Below are 22,628 nucleotides of genomic sequence, written 5' to 3' on the forward strand. Positions count from 1 at the left end.
TCATTTGTCCTTTGTTATTCACCAATGACCAATGACCAATGACGAACTTGGCTGCGTATGCTTCAGTTTAGTTGACCAAAGAGTTGTTTTACTTGCTCCCAAGCATCGGCCGCAGCTTTAGGATTATAACTGGCACGGTGGTTACAGAAAAATCCGTGATCAGCTCCATCGTAGCGAAACACATGATGAAGAATTTTATATTTTTCTAACTCTGCTTCAATCTCATCTACTTGTTCGGCTGGGATGCTAGCATCTTCTTTACCAAAGAAGGCATAGAGAGTGCCTGAAATTTCTCTGGTGCGGGTAACAGTAGGAGCGCCGCCTCCCGGCGTGCGAGTGGTAATTCCAGCACCGTAGAAGGAAGCCGTAGCTTTAATATCTGGCAAGGTGGCTGCAAGATATGCGACATGACCGCCAAAGCAGAAACCAATACAGCCAAAACCATCTTTTTTCACTTGGGGCAGATTTTTGAGGTAGTCAATTGCTAGTTGAATATCGCTCAATAACTCTGAGGCTTGAGTTTGCATGGCGTAACTTCTGCCCGTTTCAATATCTTCGGGTGTATATCCGGTTTCAAAGCCAGGAGCAATCCGTTGAAAAAGTGCCGGTGCCATCGCTACATACCCAAGTTGGGCAATCCGTTCTGTAACTTCCCGAATGTGAGCGTTGATACCAAAAATCTCTTGTAATACTACAACTCCTGGGTAAGAGCCAGGTTCTTTTGGTTCTGCTAGATAAGCAGACACTTGAATATTATCTTGCAAAAGATTAACCGTTGTGGTAATTGTTGCTTGCTCTGTCATAATAATTTTTACCAGTGCTGTGTGATTAACCGTGTGTTTATTTGATATAACTATGCCAGTATGCCCAGCTTTTTTCTAATTAAATTATCAGTTCCCAGTAGTGAGAGCATTAGAAATTGAGTTTAGAAAAAATTTATATGTAAATAACTAATCTTGTATGTAATAAATCAACTAGTTATCCGGGGATGCTGAGTTAAAAGTGCTGAGTAGGAAAGCAACACCTAAGACTCAAACCTCAGCACTCAAGACTCAGCACTCAGCACTTAGTATTCAGGAGGTTTGGTGATGATTCAATTCCGTATTCAGCCAGACAGCGAAATTCCCGCATCAACCCAGCTGTTTAATCAAATCCGATTTGCGATCGCTTCTCGACAATATCCCCCAGCCTACAAATTACCAAGCACACGGGCGCTGGCAATGCAAACGGGATTACATCGCAATACCATAAGTAAGGTTTACCGTCAACTAGAGGAAGACGGATTTGTTGAAAGTATGGCTGGTTCGGGTATTTATGTTCGCGCCCAAGGTCATGAGGGCGGTAGTAGGCTGCAATCACCAATTCTCAAACAAAATCCTGATGCATATCAAGTTGTCCAGCAAGCACTTGACGAGTTGCTTTCTCAAGGATGTACGCTGAACCAAGCTAGAGAGCTATTTTTAGCGGAAATTGACTGGCGCTTGCGTTGTAGTGCGCGGGTACTGGTTGCAGTTCCATCTTATGATATGGGTGCTGGTGAGTTGATGGTGTATGAATTAGAGCGATCGCTAAAAATTCCAGTGCAATTGGTAGCAATGGAAGAATTAACAGCTGTGCTAGATAAAACTACCTCTGCCACAGTAGTTACCAGTCGGTATTTTATCAGTAATGTAGAAGCGATCGCAGCTCCAAAAGCTGCACGGGTGATTCCTCTGGATATTTACGACTACAGCAAAGAACTCAACCTCTTGAAAACCCTACCAAAAGAAAACTGTGTTGGGATAGTTAGCCTCAGTTCCGGGATTGCAAGAGCCGCAGAAGTCATCCTCCACGGTTTGCGGGGCGATGAACTATTGGTGATGACTTCGCAGCCAAAAGATGCTTACAAACTTCAAGCAATGGTTAAGCGGGCTGAGGTCATCATCAGCGACCAAGCTAGTTTTGCGGCAGTACAAGCAGCCGTGCAAGCCTCTGATGAAGATATTATTCGTCCACCAAAGCTGATTAAGGTGGAAAATTATATCGGCGCTAACTCGATTAACTTGCTAAAACGAGAACTGGGTTTAAGTTAATCTCAAGATAATTCTACCAACATCTTTGAGAGCAACTGATACAGGAGGGATGGGATAGTGCAGATTGTGATTGTGGGCGCAGGCCCAACAGGTGTAACCCTTGCGCTGCTCCTTGTAAAACGTGGTATTGCTGTAACGTTAATTGAAGCAGCAAAAGACTTTCATCGTGTATTTCGCGGCGAAGGATTAATGCCCAGTGGCTTAGATGCTCTAGAGCAAATGGGTCTATTGGCGTTGTTAGAGGATATTCCCCATCGGCAACTCGACGCGTGGGAATTCATTATCGGGGACAAGCAGTTGTTTCGAGTTGATGAACCAATGGGAGCAACCCAACCCTGTACACTGGTTTCACAACCACCACTACTAAAAGCACTGATTTCGTCAGCTCAAACCAATGATGGATTTGAATTTATCCAAGGTGTTCCAGTCAAAGATTTACTGTGGAGTAATCAACGTGTCGCAGGTGTAGTACTAAGCGATGGCAGAGAACTTAAAGCTGACTTAGTGATTGGGGCAGATGGTCGAAATTCTCTTGTGCGACAACGTATAGGATTGGAATTGGTACGTCAGCCTAAAAATATTGATATTCTCTGGTTTAAACTTGCCGCCAGCCCTGAGTTTGCAGCCGATAATGTGTTTCGTACTATTGTAAATGGCGATCGCGTATTTACCATCTTTCACGGAGCAGAATCAGGAAAACTACATCTGGCTTGGGTGATGTCAGCAACCGAAAACACTGACTCCAAACAAGCCAACTGGGCAGAGATTTTTGCCTCACTATCACCCTCATGGCTAGCAGAGCATTTCCGTAATCATGCAGACACCATCGAATCTCCGATTCGGCTCTCTGTTGTGGTTGGTTATTGTCCCCAATGGCACGCACCAGGGGTATTACTTCTAGGTGACGCTGCACACCCAATGTCTCCCGTCCGTGCCCAAGGAATTAATCTCGCATTCCGTGATGTGATTGTCGCTGCTAATCATCTTGTGCCACTGTTGCAAAAAGAAGCTGGACACCAGAATATTGACATGGCACTATCGCACATCCAAGCGGAACGTCAGCCAGAAATTATCCGCGCCCAGCAACTCCAGTTAGAAGAAGCTAAACAAGGCGAACTACTGCGAAAAAATGCACTGCTGCGATCGCTGTTGATTCAACTTGCTCCCTTGCTCCGTAAAATAATTAAAAAGTCTTGGTTAAAACGACAATATAAAATGCGTCAAGGTATCACACAGGTACACTTAACTGTCTAAAAAACCGTTCTTAATTATCCTACTTGTGGTTGTGGGGTGTTAATTTGCAAAAACTCTTGTACCTGTTGCATATAGGTTGGCGCATCTTCCAACATTGGAAAATGTGCTGTGTTAGGAATCATCACAAATTTCACTTTGTCATTCAATGCAGCCGCTTGACGCCCCATCTCGGCTGGAATAATTTTGTCATACTCCCCCGCCACAAGCAGAGTAGGCACTGTCAGCTTGGCAAACTCTTGCGGCATCACTTCAGATTGAGCCTTACTGACTGAAGTAAAAATTGTTCCTAAAGCCGCATCATAATCTGCTTCGAGAAAATCTTCCAAAAAAGCTTGCCGTTCAGAATGTGGTATGGAACTATGCAGAAATCTGGCCATAAACATCCGGTCAACAAATGGGATTTTGCTTAACCATTTGGGACGGAATTTTACTACATAACCACCAAATTTATGAAAAGCACTAAAAGATTTTTCGTCGTACTCAAAAATGCCGCTACAAGTTAAAATTCCTCGTTCTACTCGTTCGGGATAGCGGTTAAAAAATAAAGTGGCAACAGAAGCGCCCATCGAGTGAGCATTGATATAAACACGCTGGAGATACAACCCATCTAACAAAGCTGCCAAATCATCAGCGTATTCCTCTAATTCATAGGTTAACTCTTTAATTGCCTCTGATTCTTCCTGGGGGGATTCCGATTCGGCAACAGCTTCACTTGCTTCGGCTATGGTTGGCTTCCCACCAGAACGGCCAAATCCCCGCATATCGTAGAGTAAACAATCAAATTGCTCTGATAAAGCATCAGCAGTATTTTGCCAATATCTAGCCGAACCAGCCCAACCGTGAATGAAAACCATCACTGGTTTTACCAAAGAACCGGATGGTTTTTTCACCCATTCGTAGTAATGCTCAACGCCACGAACATTAATATAAGGCATTAGTCATTTGTCCTTTGTCAGTTGTCATTAGTCCCTGGTATATGGTTATTATTCCTTATTTTTTGACCAATGACTAATGACCAATCACTAATGACTATTAAGCTGATTCTGGCTTCGGTAGTGAAGACGGATGTATTATCAGTTCGGCAGTCGATCGCTTCTCGACCATCTCCCTTGTAACTGTACAGCGTGTCACATCCTTACGGGATGGTAACTCATACATTACATCCAGCATTAATTCTTCAACAATACCACGTAATGCTCTCGCACCAGTTTTACGGCGGTAAGCTTCTTGAGCGATCGCTCGTAAAGCATCTGCTTTAAAATCTAGCTGGACATTATCCATCTTCAGCAGTTTTTGGTACTGCTTCACTAGCGCGCTGCGTGGTTGAGTGAGAATCGCCATTAGTGCTTCTTCATCTAGCGGATCTACTACTGCTACCATTGGCATCCGCCCAATAAATTCTGGAATCAGGCCAAATTTTACTAAATCATCCGGTTCTAGATGGCGAAGCGTGTCTGCTGCCCGTTTCTCTTTAGATTGGCCTTCTCCCGGTTGTACAAAACCGATTGCTTTTTTGCCAACTCTCTGATCTACAATCTTTTCTAAGCCTACGAAGGCACCACCACAGACGAACAAAATATTACTTGTATCAATCTGGATGCAGTCTTGATAAGGATGCTTGCGCCCTCCTTGGGGTGGTACATTAGCGATCGTTCCCTCTAACATTTTCAGCAAGGCTTGCTGCACGCCTTCGCCAGAAACATCGCGGGTAATTGACGTGTTCTCGCTCTTACGAGCAATTTTGTCAATTTCGTCAATGTAAATAATTCCCCGTTGCGCTTCCTCTATATCCAAATCTGCCACCTGTAACAGTCGCAGCAAGATATTTTCCACATCTTCTCCCACATACCCAGCTTCCGTCAGCGTCGTCGCATCGGCTACGGCAAAGGGTACATCCAGGATTTTCGCTAGGGTTTGTGCTAAGAGAGTTTTGCCGCAACCAGTCGGGCCGATTAACAAGATGTTGGACTTTTGCAGTTCTATTGCATCATCCGCCCCAGGTTTGCCACTGGCCTTAGACTGAATCACCGCCAGCCGCTTGTAGTGATTGTAAACGGCGACTGAAAGCACTTTCTTCGCTTCGTCTTGACCAATAACGTGTTCGTCTAGATACTTTTTAATCTCTCTTGGCTTGGGTATTTGATTAAACGAAATACTAGCAGAGTGGGTACGCCGTTTTTCAGGTGGTTCTGCTCTTGGCGCTGGTTGTGCTGCCGCACCACTGGTATCGAGCAACTCCTCGTCTAGTATTTCATTACACAAGTCAACGCATTCATCGCAGATGTAGACTCCCGGCCCTGCGATTAACTTACGCACCTGCTCTTGAGACTTGCCACAAAATGAACATTTTAAATGGGAGTCGTACTTAACCATACCAGCCTCTTATTTCAGAATGGTGACGTTTTCCCCTGCTACGGGAAGATTTTGCCTGGAAATGACTTGATCGATCAAACCGTAGTTTTTTGCCTCTTCTGCCGACATAAAAAAGTCGCGCTCAGTATCTGCTTCTATTCTTTCTAAGGGTTGACCAGTATGGTGAGCCATTAGCTGATTCAACTTAGCCTTAACGTAAAGAATTTCTCTGGCTTGAATTTCAATGTCAATGGCTTGACCTTGAGCACCACCAAGTGGTTGGTGAATCATAATCCGGGAGTCGGGCAGAGACATTCGCTTACCGGCAGCCCCTGCTGTCAACAAAAATGCCCCCATGCTCGCGGCTAATCCAAAACAGATGGTAACAACATCAGGGCGAATTTGCTGTATTGTATCATAGATTGCCATCCCTGCGTAGACGGAGCCGCCAGGAGAATTAACATACAGTTGGATGTCTTTTTCTGAGTCTTCGGCGTCTAGGAATAACAACTGAGCCACAATTGAGTTGGCTACGGCATCGTCTATTGGCGTTCCTAAAAAGATAATCCGCTCTCGCAGCAGGCGGGAGTAGATGTCGAAAGCTCTTTCTCCCATGCCAGATTGCTCTATCACCATCGGCACGATGTTGCTAGGGCTGCTTAACTGGGAGTTAATGTTTATTCGACTTAAGTTGCTGATTGGGGAATTTCCCGACTGCGATTCAAGCATACAAGCTTTCTTTGAGAATTATTTAGGACAAATGTTTTAGCAGCAGATGCTGCCTTTTCAACGAATGGAATTTTTATAAGCTACGTGTTAACCATTATGCCTCATATAATTTCCTCTCGTGTAACACAGTATCAAGCTCAAGTGATAACAAGTGTCACTATTTGCCGAAAATTCATTAATTCTTTAATTATTTTGACTTCATCCCTGAGTCATGGGGCATGGGGCATTGGCATTGGGTATTGGTTATTTTCCCCTGCTCTCTGCTCCCTCATATCCCTTAGCTTACCCATTTCACCAGTACTTTAACTCAGAACTGGTGAACTCATGGTTGTGGGATTTTTTATTATCCTTCTGTAACTTCTGTAGAAGTTTCGGTGTTTTCTTCCTCAGTCTGAGGTGCATCAGCATCAGCATCTGATTCTGCGTCTTCCGTTTCCTCCGCAGTACTCAATGAACCTTCCGGTACAAGTTCAACTGATGAGTGTTCTAAGAGCCAATCGATGATTTTTTCGGTTAACAGTTCGTTTTCCACGATTGAGCGCAGTTTATCTTCATCAACGTCCTGTTCCTCCGAGTACTGTTCCAAAAGTTCTGTGACTCTGGCTGCGATTTCTTCTGGTGTTACCTCGATAGATTCGCGTTTGCCGATTTCTCGTAAGGATAAAGAGCGTTTGATGCGTTCAATTGCTTCAGTACGCGATCGCTCCCGCAATTGCGGAATAATATCTTGAGTAAACAGCTTTCTCACATCCAATCCCTGCTGAGACAGCCGGATTGCTGTTTGCGTTAGCATTGCATCCACTTCTTGCTCAATCAAGGTTGCTGGTAAGTCAACTTCTACCTGCTTGAGCAGTTCCGTTAACAAGGCTTCCTGCTTATTGGTTTTTGTTTTGTCGTCCGCCTCTTTTTGATATCGCTCTACCAAAGAAGCGCGTAACTCCTCTAAGGTTTCAAAATCGCTGATTTCCTGGGCGAAATCGTCATTTACTTCTGGTAGTTCCTTTTCTTTCAGTTCTTTGAGCGTCACGGTAAAAGTTGCCGCTTTTCCAGCTAATTCTTCATTAGCATAAGGATCTGGGAACTGTGCCGCAATTTCTTTCGTTTCTTCAGGATTCATCCCCACTATTCCCGAAATAAAGCCTGGAATAAACTTATCTTCCTGCAACTCAACCTGAAAATCAGTTGCTTCGGCTCCGGGAATCGGTTCTAGTTCTGTTGTTTCGTCCTCGCCCTCAACTCTGGCGAATGAACCTTTAAAATCGACTACAGCAATATCGCCGATTTGAGCTGCACGTCCTTCCACAGGAATCAATGTCGCCAATTCTTGACGTTCCTTATCCAGCGTGTTCTCCACTTGCTCTGGCTCGAACTTGACTTCTTCGGCCTTGGCTTGCAAATCAGTGTACTGCACTAGATTCACTTCTGGTTCTACATCCACAGCAGCCGAAATCGTCAAGGGTTTTCCCGGTTCATAATTATTAATCAAATCCTCAAAAGAGGAGCGCAATTGCGGCTGACCGATTGCTGGGATGGCTTCTTGTTTGACTGCTTGCTCAATGCCATCTTGAATTAGTTCTTCCAGTGCCGCTGCCTTGATTCGAGTTGTACCCAGCCGTTGTAGTAATATCGGCCGAGGCACCTTGCCTTTACGAAACCCAGGAATATTGGCAGTACTCGCTAAGTTTTTAATGACCTGTTCGTAAGTTTGCTTGGTAATTTCCGGCGTAATCTCTATTTCCAGGCCAATTTGGCTGGCGGGAAGTTTTTCCTGGGTAACTTTCATGCTTCGTCTCTAGTTTTCTGGTATTTTATACTCCGAGTACACACAAAACGCAATAAAATAATTGTTTGCGTTTATAGCTTGATGTCTCTTAGGGCAATGGAAGTTTGCCAAAAGGTCTTGTGACATCCAAGGATGGATGTTTGTCTTGGGGCAAAGATCCAGTTTACTGCCAATTATCAAGGACTTGACATTTTACTTTCATAACAATTTGGTTAATGGGGCATTGATATTAAGGGGGAGGTGATAGGGAAATAATCTGTAACCCTTACCCTGTCACCTCTACCCTGTAACCTAATACGCTATTCCCTTCTTCACCCCCGACTCACTCTAAAACTTGGGAATTAATTATTCAGTGGGCTAACGCCGTGATATCCTGGTCTCAAAGAGTGGTTAGTACCTCAAATTAAAGTTATAGTATTGAGTCTAGCTATTATCTAGCTATTATTAAGTTATGTGTGGTACGAGAGTGCATCTGTCACTTAACCACATAGCTCAGTTTTGTGTTGTGCTGGCTTTTTGCATTTAGCTCGTAGTATATTCATCATCTTTGGTAAACAAGTTTGTAGCCAATACATTTGTTTCTTTACAGGAAGGATGCTTGTTAAACCCCTAAATGCAGATATCTCCCTTTTTCTGATAAATAGCGGTTTATTGTATAATATATAGTTATAGTTATTGATGAAAAAATTGGCGTTATTTTAAAATGCAACATTATAAAAAAATGTATTAAATATATAAAGATATATTAAATGAAAGAAAAATTTAAACCTATTTAAAATGTATTTCCAGACTGCGATCGCTATTTAAATATAACTAAATTGTCCATTGTTCCAAGAAATTGCAGATTAAGTCTCTTAATAAGGAGGAAGCAAGTTTGTCGAAATCCTATCGTTTAGCTATTTTAGGAGCTACTGGTGCAGTAGGCACAGAGTTGCTGGAATTATTAGAAAGTCGTAATTTTCCGGTTGCTGACTTGAAGTTATTGGCATCAGAGCGGAGTGCGGGGCGATCGCTGCGGTTTAAAGGTGAAAATATACCAATAGAGGCAGTGAGCGATCGCGCCTTTGAAAATGTCGATATAGTACTAGCTAGTGCAGGCGGTTCCACATCCAAAACTTGGGCAGCAGTTGCTGTGGAAAAGGGCGCAGTGGTAATTGACAACTCCAGTGCTTTTCGGATGAACCCGGAAGTTCCCTTAGTAGTACCAGAGGTGAATCCCCAAGCTGCGGCGCATCACCAAGGCATTATTGCTAACCCCAACTGCACAACAATTTTAATGTCTGTGGCAGTCTGGCCATTGCATAAAGTTAAACCAGTGCAACGCATCGTCGCTGCAACCTACCAATCTGCTAGTGGTGCTGGAGCTAGGGCAATGGCAGAAGTTAAAACCCAAACAAGCGCTATACTACAAGGACAGCCAGCGATTGCCGAAATATTGCCTTATCCATTGGCATTTAATTTATTCCCGCATAACTCCCCATTAAACGATTTGGGTTACTGTGAGGAAGAAATGAAAATGGTCAACGAAACCCGAAAAATATTTGGTACGCAGCAAATCAGAATCACTGCAACCTGTATACGGGTTCCCGTACTCCGCGCTCACTCAGAAGCCATTAATTTAGAATTTGAGACTCCTTTTAGTGCGAAGGAAGCCAAAGAAATTTTAAATTCCTCCCCGGGAGTAAAATTGGTAGAAGATTGGGGAACGAATCATTTTCCGATGCCAATAGAAGCAACCGGTCGAGATGAAGTTTTAGTGGGAAGAATTCGCCAGGATATTTCTCATCCTTGTGGCTTGGAATTATGGTTATGTGGCGACCAAATTCGCAAAGGTGCAGCATTGAATGCAGTACAAATAGCCGAATTGTTAGTAGAGAAAAATCTACTTAAACCATTAGCTATTAGTCATTAGTCACTTGTACTGAGCGTAGTCGTAAAGCCTGCGGCATAGCTACGCTTCGGGCGCAGCCTCTCCAAGAGTTGTATTAGTCATTGGTAATTAGTAAAATGACAAATGACAAAGGACAAATAACAAATGACTAATGACACTTGAAAGCAATTTGCAGATAGGTTATTACAATAGAGAACCACCAAGATATAAAAACATGGGTAATCAGGAGTGAAAAAAGGGTGGGAGATTTTGGCAATGTTTTAACCGCTATGATTACGCCATTTAAAGCAGATGGTAGTGTCAACTATGATGTAGCGGCAGAACTGGCGGCGCATCTAGCTAACAACGGTACAGATACATTGGTGATGTGCGGCACAACCGGAGAATCCCCGACACTAAGTTGGGATGAGGAATACCAGTTGTTTGTCGAGGTATTGCAGTCCGTGGCCGGAAAAGCCAAGGTAATCGCAGGTTGTGGATCGAATTCCACCAAAGAAGCGATCGCAGCCACCCAAAAAGCGTCTAAAATAGGAGTACATGGTTCCTTACAAGTTGTTCCTTATTACAACAAACCGCCGCAAGCGGGATTGGAAGCGCACTTTAAGGCAATAGCACAAGCCTGTCCCGACTTACCGTTGTTGTTATATAATGTCCCAGGTCGTACCGGACAAAACCTTCAGCCAGAAACAGTTGCCCGGTTAGCTGAGGTTAACAATATTGTCGGGATTAAAGAATCCACTGGTAATATAGATCAGGCTAGCGTTATTCGTCGCTTGACACCAAAAGAATTCCACATCTATTCTGGTGATGATTACATGACTTTGCCCTTGTTAGCGATCGGGGCAAAGGGTGTGGTAAGTGTGGCTTCTCATCTGGTAGGAAACCAACTACAGCAGATGATTCAAGCTTTTAGGGCGGGAAAAGTTGAGGTAGCAAGCGACATTCATCTCCAATTATTTCCCTTGTTTAAAGCTTTATTTCTTACTTCAAATCCCATTCCAGTGAAAAAAGCACTGCAACTTCAAGGTTGGGAGGTTGGTTCAACTCGTCCGCCGCTATGTGAAGCTGATTTAGAAGTAAGTCAAAAGTTAGAAGCGATTCTGAAAGAACTTAGTTTAATTTAACCACCAGCTATTTAAATGTTGATAGTCTCCTCCTTGCCAAAGATACATATACACAACGATCGTAATTGTTCATAAGTTGCATTTAAAAACCTGTGCTAGGACTGATAGATATACTATGAATCCTTGAGTTTTACAGTTGATTTTATTGAATAAAAAATTGAAATCTTCAATTAAAACTTGATTGCTTTGGGACTGGCTTAAAAGACAGATGTTGTCTGAAATACAAGGAAAGTTAACTATCAACTTAATTAATCAAAAGTAACAATCTAAGGAGAAAATGGCTAAAAACGAAGCTAATAATTCCGCCTTGAAAATTATTCCTTTGGGCGGTTTGCATGAAATTGGTAAAAATACCTGTCTTTTCGAGTATGACGATGAAATTATCCTGTTAGATGCAGGATTAGCTTTTCCCACAGAAATGATGCATGGAGTCAATATTGTTTTACCAGATATGACCTATCTGCGGGAAAATCGGCACAAAATTAAAGGGATGATCGTGACTCACGGTCATGAAGACCATATCGGCGGGATTGCTTTTCATCTCAAGCAATTTGATATTCCGGTGATCTATGGCCCCAGATTAGCAATGGCAATGCTAGAGGGTAAATTAGAAGAAGCAGGAGTCCGCGATCGCACAGAAATCAGAACAGTTCTACCACGTGATGTGGTGCGGATTGGCAAAAACTTTTTAGTTGAATATATCCGTAATACTCACTCCATCGCTGATAGTTTCACAGTTGCCATTCATACTCCCCTGGGTGTAGTTATTCACACAGGGGATTTTAAAATCGATCACACCCCAGTGGATGGTGAAAAGTTTGACTTGCAACGCCTAGCAGAACATGGAGAAAAAGGCGTTCTTTGTTTACTAAGTGATTCCACTAATTCGGAAGTGCCAGGATTTACACCTTCAGAACGTTCAGTTTATCCCAATCTGGAGAGAGTATTTAGTCAAGCACCTGGGCGATTATTTGTCACGACCTTTGCTTCTAGCGTCCATCGCATCAACATGATTTTGGATATTGCCAAGAAGCAGAATCGTGTAGTGACAGTTGTCGGGCGTTCCATGCTGAACTTGATTGCTCATGCCCGCAATTTAGGTTACATCAAGTGTGAAGACAATCTGCTGCAACCATTGCACGCTGTCCGCAACCTACCCGATGAAAGAGTGCTGATTTTAACTACAGGTTCTCAGGGTGAATTGATGGCAGCCATGACCCGCATTGCTAACAAAGAACATCCTCACATTAAAATCCGCGAAGGAGATACGGTAGTATTCTCTGCTAACCCAATTCCCGGAAATACGATCGCCGTAGTCAACACCATTGATAAATTAATGATTCAAGGTGCGAAAGTGGTCTATGGACGGGATAAAGGAATTCACGTCTCCGGTCATGGCTGTCAGGAAGAACAAAAACTGATGATTGCCTTAACTCGACCGAAATTCTTTGTGCCATTTCACGGCGAACATCGGATGCTAGTGAAGCACGCAGAAACGGCTCAGAGTATGGGCATTCCCGCAGAAAACACGATTATCATTCAGAATGGTGATATTGTCGAATTGACAGAAGATGCCATTTGCGTCGCTGGGAAAGTGCCATCTGGTATAGAACTGGTGGATACTACTAGTTCGGGTATGGTAAGTGCGAAAGTGCTGCAAGAACGGCAACGCATGGCTTCAGAAGGCATTATTACGATCGCAGCTGCCATTGATTGGAATGGTAAACTGTTAGCAAAACCAGAAACTCACCTCCGGGGTGTAGTTACAAGTGTAGAGCGATCGCTCCTGCAAACCTGGGTAAAACAACGCATTGAAGAAATCCTCACGGTGCGCTGGACAGAATTTGCTCCTGAGCAAGGTGAAGCAGCAGATATAGACTGGGGTGGATTGCAAGGTACTTTAGAACGAGAATTGCAACGTTCCATCCGTCGGGAATTGCAATGTCAGCCATCTGTGACTTTGTTGATGCAAATTCCTGATGAGCCACCTGTAAAAGTTGCTGATGGGAGAAGACGGCGGACTCGGACTGCTGCTCAGGTAGCATCATAGAAAATTTCAGGTAAAAATCTCATACAGAGAGAAGTTTGAGCAGTGGCTTTCACGGCTCAAATTTCGATTGGCGCAAAGACACAGAATTTTTCTGAACGTCTTTGCGCTTTCTTTTGTAATGCGTATAGAAATTATCTATAGTTATTGGAGGCGATCTCACTTGTTAGGTTGCTGTGGCCTCAAGCAACTGCAACCAATATCTCCTCATTTTTCTCGGCTGCTGAAAGATACAAATTTCTCCATCGCTCGAAGTCTTCAAAACACCATTCATTTCTTGCAAACACTGTTTCAGGATCGATCTGTCGAAAAATGCTGGCCCCTTCACTGACTAGCTCACGGGATATCAGTCCTAATGACTCCTCTGCTGACAATAGAGTTAGAGCAAAAGTTTGATCTCCGAACATGAGCTTTTCAACAATCTCATCGGCATTTGCAAACTTTCTTCTCGATAGCTCTTGCGACAAACGTTCCTTGATCTCAGCAGATGATTTTTCTAGTGTTGCTGTTCTATCTTCAATCCCTGGATACACTTGACGAGTAAGCCTTAACTCAGACCGCAATTGTGCGATTACCCAATTTGCTTCTAGCTCAGATCCAAAAGTCTCTTGTTCTGTTTCGATAACATCTTCCACGATTTCGTCAATCTCTTCAGGCTCAATTTCAAAAAAGCGGAAAATGCCGCAACCATAGGGGAAAAGATAAGCTACAAGGATACTGAGTGCCTTTTCACGTAGAAGCCGTGCATACAGCGTACTGTCAGGAGGAATTGCGCTGTAGAATACAGAAACCATAAGCAAGCTCATCTGATTTTAACGCTTCAGACTGTATCATTCTCAAATTGCCACTGCCAACCTAGTTTTGTGAAATGCAATCGATTCTACTCGATCGAAAATCATTACTTCTACAGTATTCAGCCAGCGATGAACAAGACACACTTACGTGAGAAAGTGGGAACACGGAGAGGAAAAATGCCTTCTAGAGTATTACTGATGTTTATACTTAGCAAAAATTCTTTTAGAAAGACCTTATATTAAGTTCTGTAAATGTTACACTAAAACCTATCCAATGATGGATGTCTTTATTAAAATTTAAACTGTGTCAAGTTATGAACAAGATCGTAATATTACACTACCGATCCCCAGAAATTTGCGATTAACTTGACGTAGTAATAAATTAGGTTCTGACTTAAGTGGCTAATCAGGTATTACATTATATCGCAGTCAGAACGCGATTTTTCCGGGAAAGTTCGTTGCCACGTTGTATATATTCATCAAAAAGGTGAATAGCCTCAATAACACAGAGGGTTAACCATGAAGGTATTCGACAATACCACAAAAAAGATTTTTCTGGCTAGCTGGGTATCAATCAATCAAGCAGAGACTACTGACCATAAAGCAACCCAGCTAAACCATTCTGTTTCCAAGCCTTACTGGGATATTCTCCAACCCTTACGGCAGCGAGTAGAAAACATTCAAGTCCGCGATCGCCAACTAGCTCACCGTTTGTGCAAACTGATTCCATCTCAATGCCCCTTTGAGCGCGATGTCAAATTATTTGGCAAGACCTTGTTTCACATCCCGCCGATGTGCAAGCTCAACCCCTTATATGAAGAAGTGGTTGGTTTACGTTTCCGAGCGATGTGCTATCTAGCCGATGAATGCGGCGAAGATATATCTCAGTACTGTTGAGGGAAAAGTTAGGAGTAAGGAATAACGACTCAGGGATCAATAATATAACTCCTAACTCCTAACTCTCTGCTATTTTTTACTATTTTTTTACTATTTCTTTTGCCATTTTTGGATGGCATCCTGAGCATCTTCGTAAGCGCCTGTCTCCTCTGGCACTAAGGCTGCGGTTGCAATTGCGGCATTACGTTCTCCTTCGGCGGCGCGACGCTTTGCCAAGTCTAAAATTTTCTCACTCCATTTATCGATCGATTTTTGGGCAGTATCGAAGCCTGGTTGTCCGGGTGGTACTTTCTTGGCAACTTCGATCGCCCGATTGTAGGTAGATGCCTGTTCGGGCTTAATTAAGGCATTCGCTGCATCTAAAAGAGTTTTGTTACTCACATACTGCTTACCCTCTAAGCGCCACAGGTTAATTGCTGCTTGTGCCTTCGCGTAGGGGGCTTCATCTTTGGTAATTAATCGAGCCGCAGCAATAGCGCTTGCATACTGTCTTTGTTTAGCACGACCTTCTGCTAAATCTAAAATCATCTGGCTCCAAATCTTAATATTCTCTTGAGCTTGTTCGTACAGTGGTTCACCAGGTTGAATTTTTCGGGCTGTAGCGATCGCCATGCTCAAATCGCTAGCCTGAGTTTGTCTGAGCGACATTTTCGCCAGGTCTAATACTGCTTGATTCCGCTTTTTCGACTCGGAACTAGAGGTTATTTGGGCGCTAGATTGATTTTTGAGTCTAACTGGTGGAGTGCGTAGGCGTAGCCCGTCGGAGACATCGCTTGGTAAATTCTCGACAACCTGGCGATCGCTAACAGTAGCATTGGGTAATGCACTTGATATTTGCTTAATTCTAAAAGTTTCTTGATTACGCAGAAAAACTACGGCGATTAAACCTGCTACCAGTAAGCTGCCTCCGCCCCACAAGATAAACTGTTTCCAAAAAGGGATGCTTGGCTGATTCGCTGGCAATCGAGAGACGTAACCTTTAGAGGAATTGGGGATAAATCTTCCTTTGGTATTCACTCCCAAGGAAGTTTCCGGCATTGGCTGGGCAACTAATCCGCCACCTGACTCTTGGACTTTTTGACCTTTCGCCTGTTGGGAGGAGTTAACACTAGCTTCTCCCCGTCTGCCCTGAGTTGCTGAAGTTTTAGAGGAATCGTCAAGGGGAGGGGCTGCAAGAGCAACAGCAAAAGATTCTTCAGGATAAATTATCGGTTCTGGCTGAAAATCACTTTCCATTGCCAATTTTGGCAAGATTACTTGCTGCCTTGATGGGATGATCGTGGCGGGGTTTTGGATAGGACGCCAGTGGTGGTGACATAACTTTGGCACGATCAGGCTGAGGTAGCTTTCTAAATCTGCCAAGTTGCTGCCATTACCAGAACGCAAAGCTTCTAACAAAGCTGCTGTAAAGAATCCGTGACCTAGTTCGCTACTCTCATGGGAAAATTGCTCTGGTTGGCAAGAAAGAATAGTCGCCAGTTGTAGTTCTTGGGCTAGTTCTATTGTTTCTTCACCAACGGGAGCATCCGCTTGAGTACCAAAAGCGCGGTTGATATCGAGTAGTAGCAATACATTCAGATTGGCAAGTTGTAGACTTTGCATTAGCGATCGCAATTCTATGCCAGTCTCTTGCACCAGTTCCGGGTTCCCCTCTGCTGGCATTAAGTAATCTTTACCCTTGTAATTAACTCCATAGCCGCTAAAAAATAACCACAGATAGTCTTCCGGTTGCCAACTTGTTGCTGCCAAATCTTCAAGTAGCAGCAAAATATTTTCCTTCGTCGGGTAAGTCGATCTATCCCCAATCGGCGGCGAAGTATCTGTCATCACTAGACAGTGCTTGGAGAGAAAACCTGCCTCTGTCACCAAAAAATCTTCTAGTGCCTCAGCATCTGCTTGGGCACAACTTAAAGGTTGAAATAACTGATATTGATTGATACCAATCGCGATCGCCCAGTAATTTGCCATCCCGCTCTTTGTCAGTTATTGTTGTTTGCTGGTCTTAAAATTGCGGTTGGCTTTGTCAAATCAAACAAAGCTAACCTATGTCTTATAGTCTAGGTGATTCTGATTGAATCTTAAGTTAAAATGTAATTTTTATTACGTTATTTAGCCGGAAAATACCTTTACCTAATTTCAATAACAGATCATTACTAAGGAGATAGAAGGTCATGAGCAAAATTTCTGCTCACCTACCATCATCGCTCGCTCCCTTTTCAGTTATTAGCCAAATTGCCAGAAGAATCCGGATAATTCCTTTAGTAGTTTTGCTTATATCTACTGTTCCTGCGTGGTTTTTGATGGAAGCGATCGCACCGCAGCTTGTGCGAGCTTACACCGCTAGAGTCGATCTAGCTATCGACCGCCTGCCAGAAGAAAACTATGAAACCGTTCTCAGGAGAGCGGAAGCGGTCGCTAGGGCAGCTGCTCAAAGGAGCTTCGACCAAGATATCTTGGTGACAGATGTTTCCATAATTGTATCCGTACAAAATTATGGAGCGATCGCACCAGTCCTGACATTAGATGTCAGTCGTCCTCAATGGCGATCGCGTCCTGATGCTCAAAATTGGGCCACTTACTTCAAAACTGCGCGATCTTTACTTTTCTTTGAAAATAACTCTAATCAAGTTCCAGCAGCTAGCGCTGTGTCAACGCCAAAATGACGGGTTGAGCTAGAAGTCCGAGCCAAAGCTTTTTTGGCTCGGAACCTTGGGGGAACTTAGGGACTTCCAAATAAAAAATATCCCAAATTTTCTTGTGGGATGGGTGTCCTCACCCGTCCCATATTCAGGGCGGGCAGGATGCCCACCCTGAATATGGATAATTATTTCTTGTCAGTCCTTAAAAGAAAGTCATTCTTGCTGTTCCCGCGTCCTAGCGTCAGTCTTAACCCAACTTACTTATTCCTGACTCAACTGTTGTCTTTGGCGTCAGTGGATGGCCTAGAATAAGAAGGTTGTCAAAAATCGCGATATCTGCTGACATGGCTGTTCCTAAGAAGAAAACTTCCAAATCAAAACGAGATAAACGTCGAGCTACCTGGAGGCATAAAGCCGTCGTTGAAGCTCAAAAAGCCCTATCTTTGGGTAAGTCAATTTTGACTGGACGTTCTACATTTGTTTATCCAGCTGCTGAAGAAGAGGAAGAAGAATCATAATTTCTCAGTCAGGAAAAGCACGAATAGCGCCGATAGATTTGATTGCCAAACTCAACAATCAAACTTCCGATCGCTAGATAAATGCTTTTTCTTAGCTTTCCTGATTGCATTATGAGTCATAGACACTCTACATAAGCTCATTAGATCGAAAAAAATTGGTAGTGAGTAATTGGAAATATCCATTACCCATTACCTATCATTCAAGAGTTTATATAAAGAGTAAAACATCTGGTGCTGTTGGCAACTCAGCAAAAAAGCTTGTAAACATCTTGAGAAAACTTATTTTTCTCTAATTATGATAGGAAAATTTTTTCAGAAACCAGGTAAAGAAGAAAGCGAACGCGTCCCTCCTGGTCAACACTTAGCTAAAGGTTTCCCCGTATTAACTTACGGCGAAACTCCCAAAGTCAGCACTGAGGAATGGGAGTTTCGAGTTTGGGGTTTAGCAAAATCTACTACCTTTAGTTGGTCAGATTTTATGGCGCTACCTCAACACGAATTCACAGCTGACTTCCACTGTGTAACGCGCTGGTCTAAACTTGATGTCAAATGGACTGGCATTAAAGTTACAGATTTTATGGGTCTGATTGAATTAGACCCGAAAGTAGCCCATGTTATGGAACACTGCTATGGCGGCTACACCACCAATATTTCTGTAGAAGATTTTCTGCGCGAAGAAAACTTCTTTGCTTTTAAAGTCTTTGGTGAAGACCTTCCATCTGAACACGGTGGGCCGATGAGGCTAGTTGTACCCCACCTCTACGCTTGGAAAAGTGCTAAGTGGATTAATGGTTTGGAATTTTTAGCTGCTGAAGAACTTGGTTTTTGGGAGCGCAATGGCTACCATCGCCGTGGTGAACCTTGGGCTGAGGAGCGTTACAGCAACGCTTTTGGGATTTAATAGTTAGAAGTTAGAAGTTTAGAGTTAGGAGTTAAAAATTCATAACTCATAACTCATAACTCATAACTCATAACTTCTATCCTAAAAGTTTCTTGATTAGCGGCAATTTGCCCTGATATGGAGCGTATCGCCATTTTAAATCGAGCCAGAAGGAGTTTTGCAATACACTTTTCTGATGGGAAAAGGTGTCAAAGCTAGCTTTGCCGTGATAGTTGCCAATACCGCTATCTCCCACTCCACCAAATGGTAAAGACGAGACACCAACCTGCATAACTGTGTCGTTAATACAAACTCCACCAGAGGAAGTTTCCTGCAAAACTCGCTTTTGCAGGTTTTTATCTTGAGAAAATAAGTATAACGCCAAAGGTTTGGGTCTAGAGTTAATCAAGGCGATCGCTTCTGCAATGTCAGTATATTCAATGATGGGTAGAATAGGGCCAAAAATTTCTTCCTGCATGACAGAATCTTCTAGTGAGACATTATCAATTAGTGTTGGAGCAATATAACGCTCTGAAGGTTGATTTTCTCCACCGATGACAACTTTTCCATCTTTAAGAAAACTAACTAATCTCTCAAAGTGTTTTTCACTGATAATCCGGGCATAATCAGGGCTGTTTGCTGGATTATCACCATAAAATTCTTTTAAAGATTTTTCCAAACCATCTATTAAATCTTTCTTGATTGTTTTATTAACTAAAAGATAGTCGGGGGCGATACAAGTTTGTCCCGCATTAATAAATTTGCCCCAAGTAATTCGTCTGACAGTATGTTCAATATTAATGTCAGTATCTACAATGCAAGGACTTTTACCACCCAATTCTAAAGTCACTGGTGTAAGATATTTTGCTGCTGCTGCCATAATGATTTTGCCGACGGCTGTACCACCAGTAAAAAAGATATGGTCAAACTTTTCTGCAAGTAGTTTTTGACTTGCTTCCACGCCTCCTTCAATCACTGCAAGATAAGCAGGGTCAAAATGTTTGGCAATAATCTTAGCAATGACATCAGACGTATGAGAAGCTATTTCTGAAGGTTTGATAATTGCACAATTACCGGCTGCGATCGCACCTATTAACGGTGAGATAATTAACTGAAATGGATAGTTCCAAGGCCCGATAATTAAGACAACCCCTAATGGTTCTGGATAAATTTTTGCTGAGTAGGAAAAAAAATCCCAGGAAACCGCTGCTTTTTGGGGTTTACTCCAGTTTTGAAGATGTTTGATGGCGTAATCAATATCCTTAATTACGCTGATTTCTGTAAGGTAAGTTTCTACTTCTGGTTTATGTAAATCCGCTTGTAATGCCTCGACTATTGACTGTTCATGTTCGATAATTGCTTGCTTAAGATTTTTCAGTTGTTCAATGCGAAAAGTTACATCTTTAGTTTTGCCCGTTTGAAAAAACTCTCGCTGATTCTGGATAATATTGCCAATGTTAGATAATTCAGTGGTAATCATTGTTTTTTCCTATTAAAAACTATTTGTTTAATGCTGTTATCTCAGCATATTTAATTTCTCAATTGTTAGCATTTGATTTTCTGATTTAATTTTTTACTTTAAATTATCGTAGATACTAGTAAGGTTATAAATCATGAATTACCAGGATAAAAAACTCTATAATTCATAATTTATAATTACTAGTTTTTCATGCTTTGGTGGGTAGAAGCACAATAAATATACTACCTTTGCCCAACTCGGAATTAAGCAGAATAATGCCTTGATGTGCCTCGACAATTCGACGAGCAAGATACAGTCCTAAGCCACTACCAGAACTCTTATGACTGCCTTGGCGAAATCGTTCAAATATAGTGGCTTGTTCTTCAGGGCGAATACCTGGGCCAGTATCCGCTATTTCAATTCTAATGTAGTCAACGGAATTGGATGTTTCAGAGAACTGAGATTGATTACTTTTGTTGAAATGGCGTTGAGAAGTAAAACGAATAGTAATAGACCCGGAGTCGGTAAATTTGATCGCATTTCCGATGAGATTGGTAAATAAACGATGTAGTTCCAAGCGATCGCCCATCACTGTATTTGTGACTGACTCTTCAGTAACATCCAAATTTAGGGACAGTGTTTTATCTTGAGCTAAGGGTGACAATTCTCCAGTCACTTCATCTAGTAATTGACCCAGATTAACCGGTTGAAACGCCAAACTTTTGCGACCCGCTTCAAAACGATAAACTTCCAATAAAGTATTCACCATAGAAAGCAGGTTGATATTGCTACGGGCCATGATGGCGATTACTTCCTGCATTTGCGTTGATAATGTTCCCAATGCCCCTTGCTGAAATAGCATCAACATTCGATCGGCAGCTACCAAGGGAGTGCGTAAGTCGTGGGTGAGACGGGAGACAAAATCTTCTCGCTGGCGGGCAATTTCATCACGTTCATCCATACTATGCTTCAAACGTAGGAGCGATCGCACTCGTGCCAGCAATTCGTCTACTGTTACAGGTTTGCGGATAAAATCATCAGCACCCAAGTCTAGTCCGTGGGCGACGTTGGGCGCATCGTGGGCAGTTATTAACAATATGGGAATGTATTGCGGCAATTTCATCTCTCCACGAATGTGCTTAGTGACTTCGTACCCGTCCATACCTGGCATCATCAAATCCAGCAGAACTAAATCACAAGGAGAAGCTTTCAATTCTGCCAAGGCCGAAATTCCATTTTCGGCGGTGCTAATGGTGTAACCTTCTTCCTCCAAAATAGTTTTGATCAAAAACACGTTATCAGGAGAGTCATCAACAACCAGAATTTTGTCAGAGCGAGAAGATTGTGAAGTCATATAGATGCAAGATACGAGATAAAAGTAAATTTTTAGAGAAATTGCTTTCTTGGTATAGTTTTACTAGATATTACCCTTAGATATATTTTCTTCAAAAAAAATTGTTTATCTAACAAATTTATACAAATTGACTTTCAAAACAACTTTACTTACCTTTTTTAGATATAGCGACAAGCTAATTAAATTATGGCTTGTAAGCTTCTAGAACTGAATACAGAGGATGGGGGCACGATTTTGGTAGCAGTTGAACTACCAGATGCATCAGTAGGTCGTGTATCGCCCACTGGTGAGTTACTCATAGAAAAAGTAGAGGCTAACTTCGATGCAGTTAAGGATTTGATTGTTCGCGGGTGTCGCCCAATTACAAAGGCATTTCGTACCTTGCAGCAAGAATCGCAACCTGTAAGCAAAGAAGTTGAGTTTGGGGTAAATTTTACCGCCAAAGGCTCGGTTTATGTGGTCAAATCCACTGGGCAGGCATTACTGAAGGTGAAAATAACTTGGAAACTGGCACTTGAAGAAAACAAGTAATAAATTTTCATGAATTGGGAATTAGTTAAAGCTTGTACCGTGGCGATCGCTACTCCAGAAGGTTGCATCCAAGGCACGGGCTTTTTTATCTCACCCAATGGACATTTACTCACCTGCGCTCATGTACTTGAATTGGCAGGGGGTTGGGAAGAAGTGCGAATCAATGGGCAAGGGGTTGAGTTGGTTTATTTAGGCGATCGCACTCTCACCACAAAACAGGCGATCGACGTGTTATGCCAATACATCGGTGTGTTATGCCAATACATCGGTGTGTTATGCCAATACATCGGTGTGTTATGCCAAT

20 protein-coding genes are annotated in these 22,628 nt (G+C 42.7%); 11 read left to right on the plus strand and 9 right to left on the minus strand.

Annotated elements, in window-relative coordinates:
- Positions 1-62: 62 nt before the first annotated feature.
- The gene (locus tag RMY64_RS10820) at positions 63-803 is read right to left on the minus strand and encodes a dienelactone hydrolase family protein (RefSeq protein WP_322700017.1); all 741 of its coding nucleotides are present in this window, start codon (positions 801-803) and stop codon (positions 63-65) included.
- Positions 804-1,088: 285 nt separating this feature from the next.
- Here RMY64_RS10820 and RMY64_RS10825 point away from each other — a divergent pair, with 285 nt between their 5' ends.
- Positions 1,089-2,072, plus strand: a complete 984-nt coding sequence (locus tag RMY64_RS10825; RefSeq protein ID WP_322687641.1) for a GntR family transcriptional regulator — start codon at positions 1,089-1,091, stop codon at positions 2,070-2,072.
- A gap of 54 nt (positions 2,073-2,126) precedes the next feature.
- Positions 2,127-3,326, plus strand: a complete 1,200-nt coding sequence (locus tag RMY64_RS10830; protein ID WP_322700039.1) for an FAD-dependent monooxygenase — start codon at positions 2,127-2,129, stop codon at positions 3,324-3,326.
- A gap of 14 nt (positions 3,327-3,340) precedes the next feature.
- Here the strand turns inward: RMY64_RS10830 and RMY64_RS10835 are convergent, their stop codons facing one another.
- The 4 genes from RMY64_RS10835 to tig all read right to left on the minus strand — a co-directional run bounded on the left by RMY64_RS10835 (position 3,341) and on the right by tig (position 8,190).
- On the minus strand, positions 3,341-4,261 hold the full coding sequence (locus tag RMY64_RS10835) for an alpha/beta hydrolase (RefSeq protein WP_322700018.1): 921 nt from the start codon (positions 4,259-4,261) through the stop codon (positions 3,341-3,343).
- Between the two features lie 97 nt (positions 4,262-4,358).
- On the minus strand, positions 4,359-5,699 hold the full coding sequence (clpX, locus tag RMY64_RS10840) for an ATP-dependent protease ATP-binding subunit ClpX (RefSeq protein ID WP_322669673.1): 1,341 nt from the start codon (positions 5,697-5,699) through the stop codon (positions 4,359-4,361).
- A 9-nt stretch (positions 5,700-5,708) separates the two neighbouring features.
- Complete coding sequence (gene clpP / locus RMY64_RS10845; protein WP_104905916.1) at positions 5,709-6,407, minus strand: ATP-dependent Clp endopeptidase proteolytic subunit ClpP; 699 nt, start codon at positions 6,405-6,407, stop codon at positions 5,709-5,711.
- A gap of 343 nt (positions 6,408-6,750) precedes the next feature.
- Complete coding sequence (gene tig, locus RMY64_RS10850; RefSeq protein ID WP_322700019.1) at positions 6,751-8,190, minus strand: trigger factor; 1,440 nt, start codon at positions 8,188-8,190, stop codon at positions 6,751-6,753.
- 874 nt (positions 8,191-9,064) lie between these two features.
- On the opposite strand from tig, the gene RMY64_RS10855 reads away from it, so the two are divergent.
- The 3 genes from RMY64_RS10855 to RMY64_RS10865 all read left to right on the plus strand — a co-directional run bounded on the left by RMY64_RS10855 (position 9,065) and on the right by RMY64_RS10865 (position 13,255).
- Positions 9,065-10,102: an aspartate-semialdehyde dehydrogenase gene (locus RMY64_RS10855; RefSeq protein WP_322669675.1), complete on the plus strand. Its 1,038-nt coding sequence runs from the start codon at positions 9,065-9,067 to the stop codon at positions 10,100-10,102.
- A 218-nt stretch (positions 10,103-10,320) separates the two neighbouring features.
- Positions 10,321-11,205 (plus strand): 4-hydroxy-tetrahydrodipicolinate synthase, encoded by an 885-nt coding sequence (dapA, locus tag RMY64_RS10860; protein WP_322669676.1) that lies wholly within the window; start codon positions 10,321-10,323, stop codon positions 11,203-11,205.
- A gap of 277 nt (positions 11,206-11,482) precedes the next feature.
- Entirely contained in the window at positions 11,483-13,255 is a 1,773-nt protein-coding gene (locus RMY64_RS10865) for a ribonuclease J (RefSeq protein ID WP_322669677.1), read from the plus strand.
- A gap of 179 nt (positions 13,256-13,434) precedes the next feature.
- Here RMY64_RS10865 and RMY64_RS10870 read toward each other — a convergent pair whose 3' ends face one another.
- A complete protein-coding gene (locus tag RMY64_RS10870) occupies positions 13,435-14,046 on the minus strand; it encodes a hypothetical protein (RefSeq protein ID WP_322669678.1) in 612 nt (203 codons plus the stop codon).
- Positions 14,047-14,565: 519 nt separating this feature from the next.
- Here RMY64_RS10870 and RMY64_RS10875 point away from each other — a divergent pair.
- Positions 14,566-14,943: a Mo-dependent nitrogenase C-terminal domain-containing protein gene (locus RMY64_RS10875; RefSeq protein WP_322669679.1), complete on the plus strand. Its 378-nt coding sequence runs from the start codon at positions 14,566-14,568 to the stop codon at positions 14,941-14,943.
- A gap of 90 nt (positions 14,944-15,033) precedes the next feature.
- Here the strand turns inward: RMY64_RS10875 and RMY64_RS10880 are convergent, their stop codons facing one another.
- Complete coding sequence (locus tag RMY64_RS10880; protein WP_322669680.1) at positions 15,034-16,911, minus strand: caspase family protein; 1,878 nt, start codon at positions 16,909-16,911, stop codon at positions 15,034-15,036.
- A gap of 203 nt (positions 16,912-17,114) precedes the next feature.
- On the opposite strand from RMY64_RS10880, the gene RMY64_RS10885 reads away from it, so the two are divergent.
- The 3 genes from RMY64_RS10885 to RMY64_RS10895 all read left to right on the plus strand — a co-directional run bounded on the left by RMY64_RS10885 (position 17,115) and on the right by RMY64_RS10895 (position 19,001).
- Positions 17,115-17,606 carry a hypothetical protein gene (locus RMY64_RS10885; RefSeq protein ID WP_094348614.1) on the plus strand — a complete coding sequence of 164 codons (492 nt, stop codon included), beginning with the start codon at positions 17,115-17,117 and terminating at the stop codon, positions 17,604-17,606.
- 320 nt (positions 17,607-17,926) lie between these two features.
- Entirely contained in the window at positions 17,927-18,100 is a 174-nt protein-coding gene (rpmF, locus tag RMY64_RS10890) for a 50S ribosomal protein L32 (RefSeq protein ID WP_094328804.1), read from the plus strand.
- 295 nt (positions 18,101-18,395) lie between these two features.
- A complete protein-coding gene (locus tag RMY64_RS10895; RefSeq protein ID WP_322669681.1) occupies positions 18,396-19,001 on the plus strand; it encodes a sulfite oxidase-like oxidoreductase in 606 nt (201 codons plus the stop codon).
- 76 nt (positions 19,002-19,077) lie between these two features.
- Here the strand turns inward: RMY64_RS10895 and RMY64_RS10900 are convergent, their stop codons facing one another.
- Together RMY64_RS10900 and RMY64_RS10905 are read right to left on the minus strand one after the other, a co-directional pair.
- On the minus strand, positions 19,078-20,460 hold the full coding sequence (locus RMY64_RS10900; protein ID WP_322700020.1) for an aldehyde dehydrogenase: 1,383 nt from the start codon (positions 20,458-20,460) through the stop codon (positions 19,078-19,080).
- Between the two features lie 187 nt (positions 20,461-20,647).
- Complete coding sequence (locus RMY64_RS10905) at positions 20,648-21,793, minus strand: hybrid sensor histidine kinase/response regulator (RefSeq protein WP_322700021.1); 1,146 nt, start codon at positions 21,791-21,793, stop codon at positions 20,648-20,650.
- Positions 21,794-21,979: 186 nt separating this feature from the next.
- Between RMY64_RS10905 and RMY64_RS10910 the strand changes: the two genes are divergently transcribed.
- Entirely contained in the window at positions 21,980-22,324 is a 345-nt protein-coding gene (locus tag RMY64_RS10910) for a CU044_2847 family protein (protein WP_322700022.1), read from the plus strand.
- Positions 22,325-22,333: 9 nt separating this feature from the next.
- A partial coding sequence (locus RMY64_RS10915) for a hypothetical protein (protein ID WP_322700023.1) occupies positions 22,334-22,628 on the plus strand: 295 nt, incomplete at its 3' end.

This window comes from Nostoc sp. DedQUE08 (assembly GCF_034530895.1).
GTDB lineage: Bacteria > Cyanobacteriota > Cyanobacteriia > Cyanobacteriales > Nostocaceae > Nostoc.

Coding starts and splice junctions, on each gene's coding strand:
- RMY64_RS10910 (WP_322700022.1), top strand. CDS start 21,980: ATGGCTTGTAAGCTTCTAGAACTGAATACAGAGGATGGGGGCACGATT.
- RMY64_RS10820 (WP_322700017.1), bottom strand. CDS start 803: ATGACAGAGCAAGCAACAATTACCACAACGGTTAATCTTTTGCAAGAT.
- clpP (WP_104905916.1), bottom strand. CDS start 6,407: ATGCTTGAATCGCAGTCGGGAAATTCCCCAATCAGCAACTTAAGTCGA.
- RMY64_RS10895 (WP_322669681.1), top strand. CDS start 18,396: ATGATAGGAAAATTTTTTCAGAAACCAGGTAAAGAAGAAAGCGAACGC.
- RMY64_RS10870 (WP_322669678.1), bottom strand. CDS start 14,046: ATGGTTTCTGTATTCTACAGCGCAATTCCTCCTGACAGTACGCTGTAT.
- RMY64_RS10880 (WP_322669680.1), bottom strand. CDS start 16,911: ATGGCAAATTACTGGGCGATCGCGATTGGTATCAATCAATATCAGTTA.
- rpmF (WP_094328804.1), top strand. CDS start 17,927: ATGGCTGTTCCTAAGAAGAAAACTTCCAAATCAAAACGAGATAAACGT.
- RMY64_RS10900 (WP_322700020.1), bottom strand. CDS start 20,460: ATGATTACCACTGAATTATCTAACATTGGCAATATTATCCAGAATCAG.
- RMY64_RS10875 (WP_322669679.1), top strand. CDS start 14,566: ATGAAGGTATTCGACAATACCACAAAAAAGATTTTTCTGGCTAGCTGG.
- RMY64_RS10865 (WP_322669677.1), top strand. CDS start 11,483: ATGGCTAAAAACGAAGCTAATAATTCCGCCTTGAAAATTATTCCTTTG.
- RMY64_RS10885 (WP_094348614.1), top strand. CDS start 17,115: ATGAGCAAAATTTCTGCTCACCTACCATCATCGCTCGCTCCCTTTTCA.
- RMY64_RS10835 (WP_322700018.1), bottom strand. CDS start 4,261: ATGCCTTATATTAATGTTCGTGGCGTTGAGCATTACTACGAATGGGTG.
- tig (WP_322700019.1), bottom strand. CDS start 8,190: ATGAAAGTTACCCAGGAAAAACTTCCCGCCAGCCAAATTGGCCTGGAA.
- RMY64_RS10825 (WP_322687641.1), top strand. CDS start 1,089: ATGATTCAATTCCGTATTCAGCCAGACAGCGAAATTCCCGCATCAACC.
- RMY64_RS10905 (WP_322700021.1), bottom strand. CDS start 21,793: ATGACTTCACAATCTTCTCGCTCTGACAAAATTCTGGTTGTTGATGAC.
- clpX (WP_322669673.1), bottom strand. CDS start 5,699: ATGGTTAAGTACGACTCCCATTTAAAATGTTCATTTTGTGGCAAGTCT.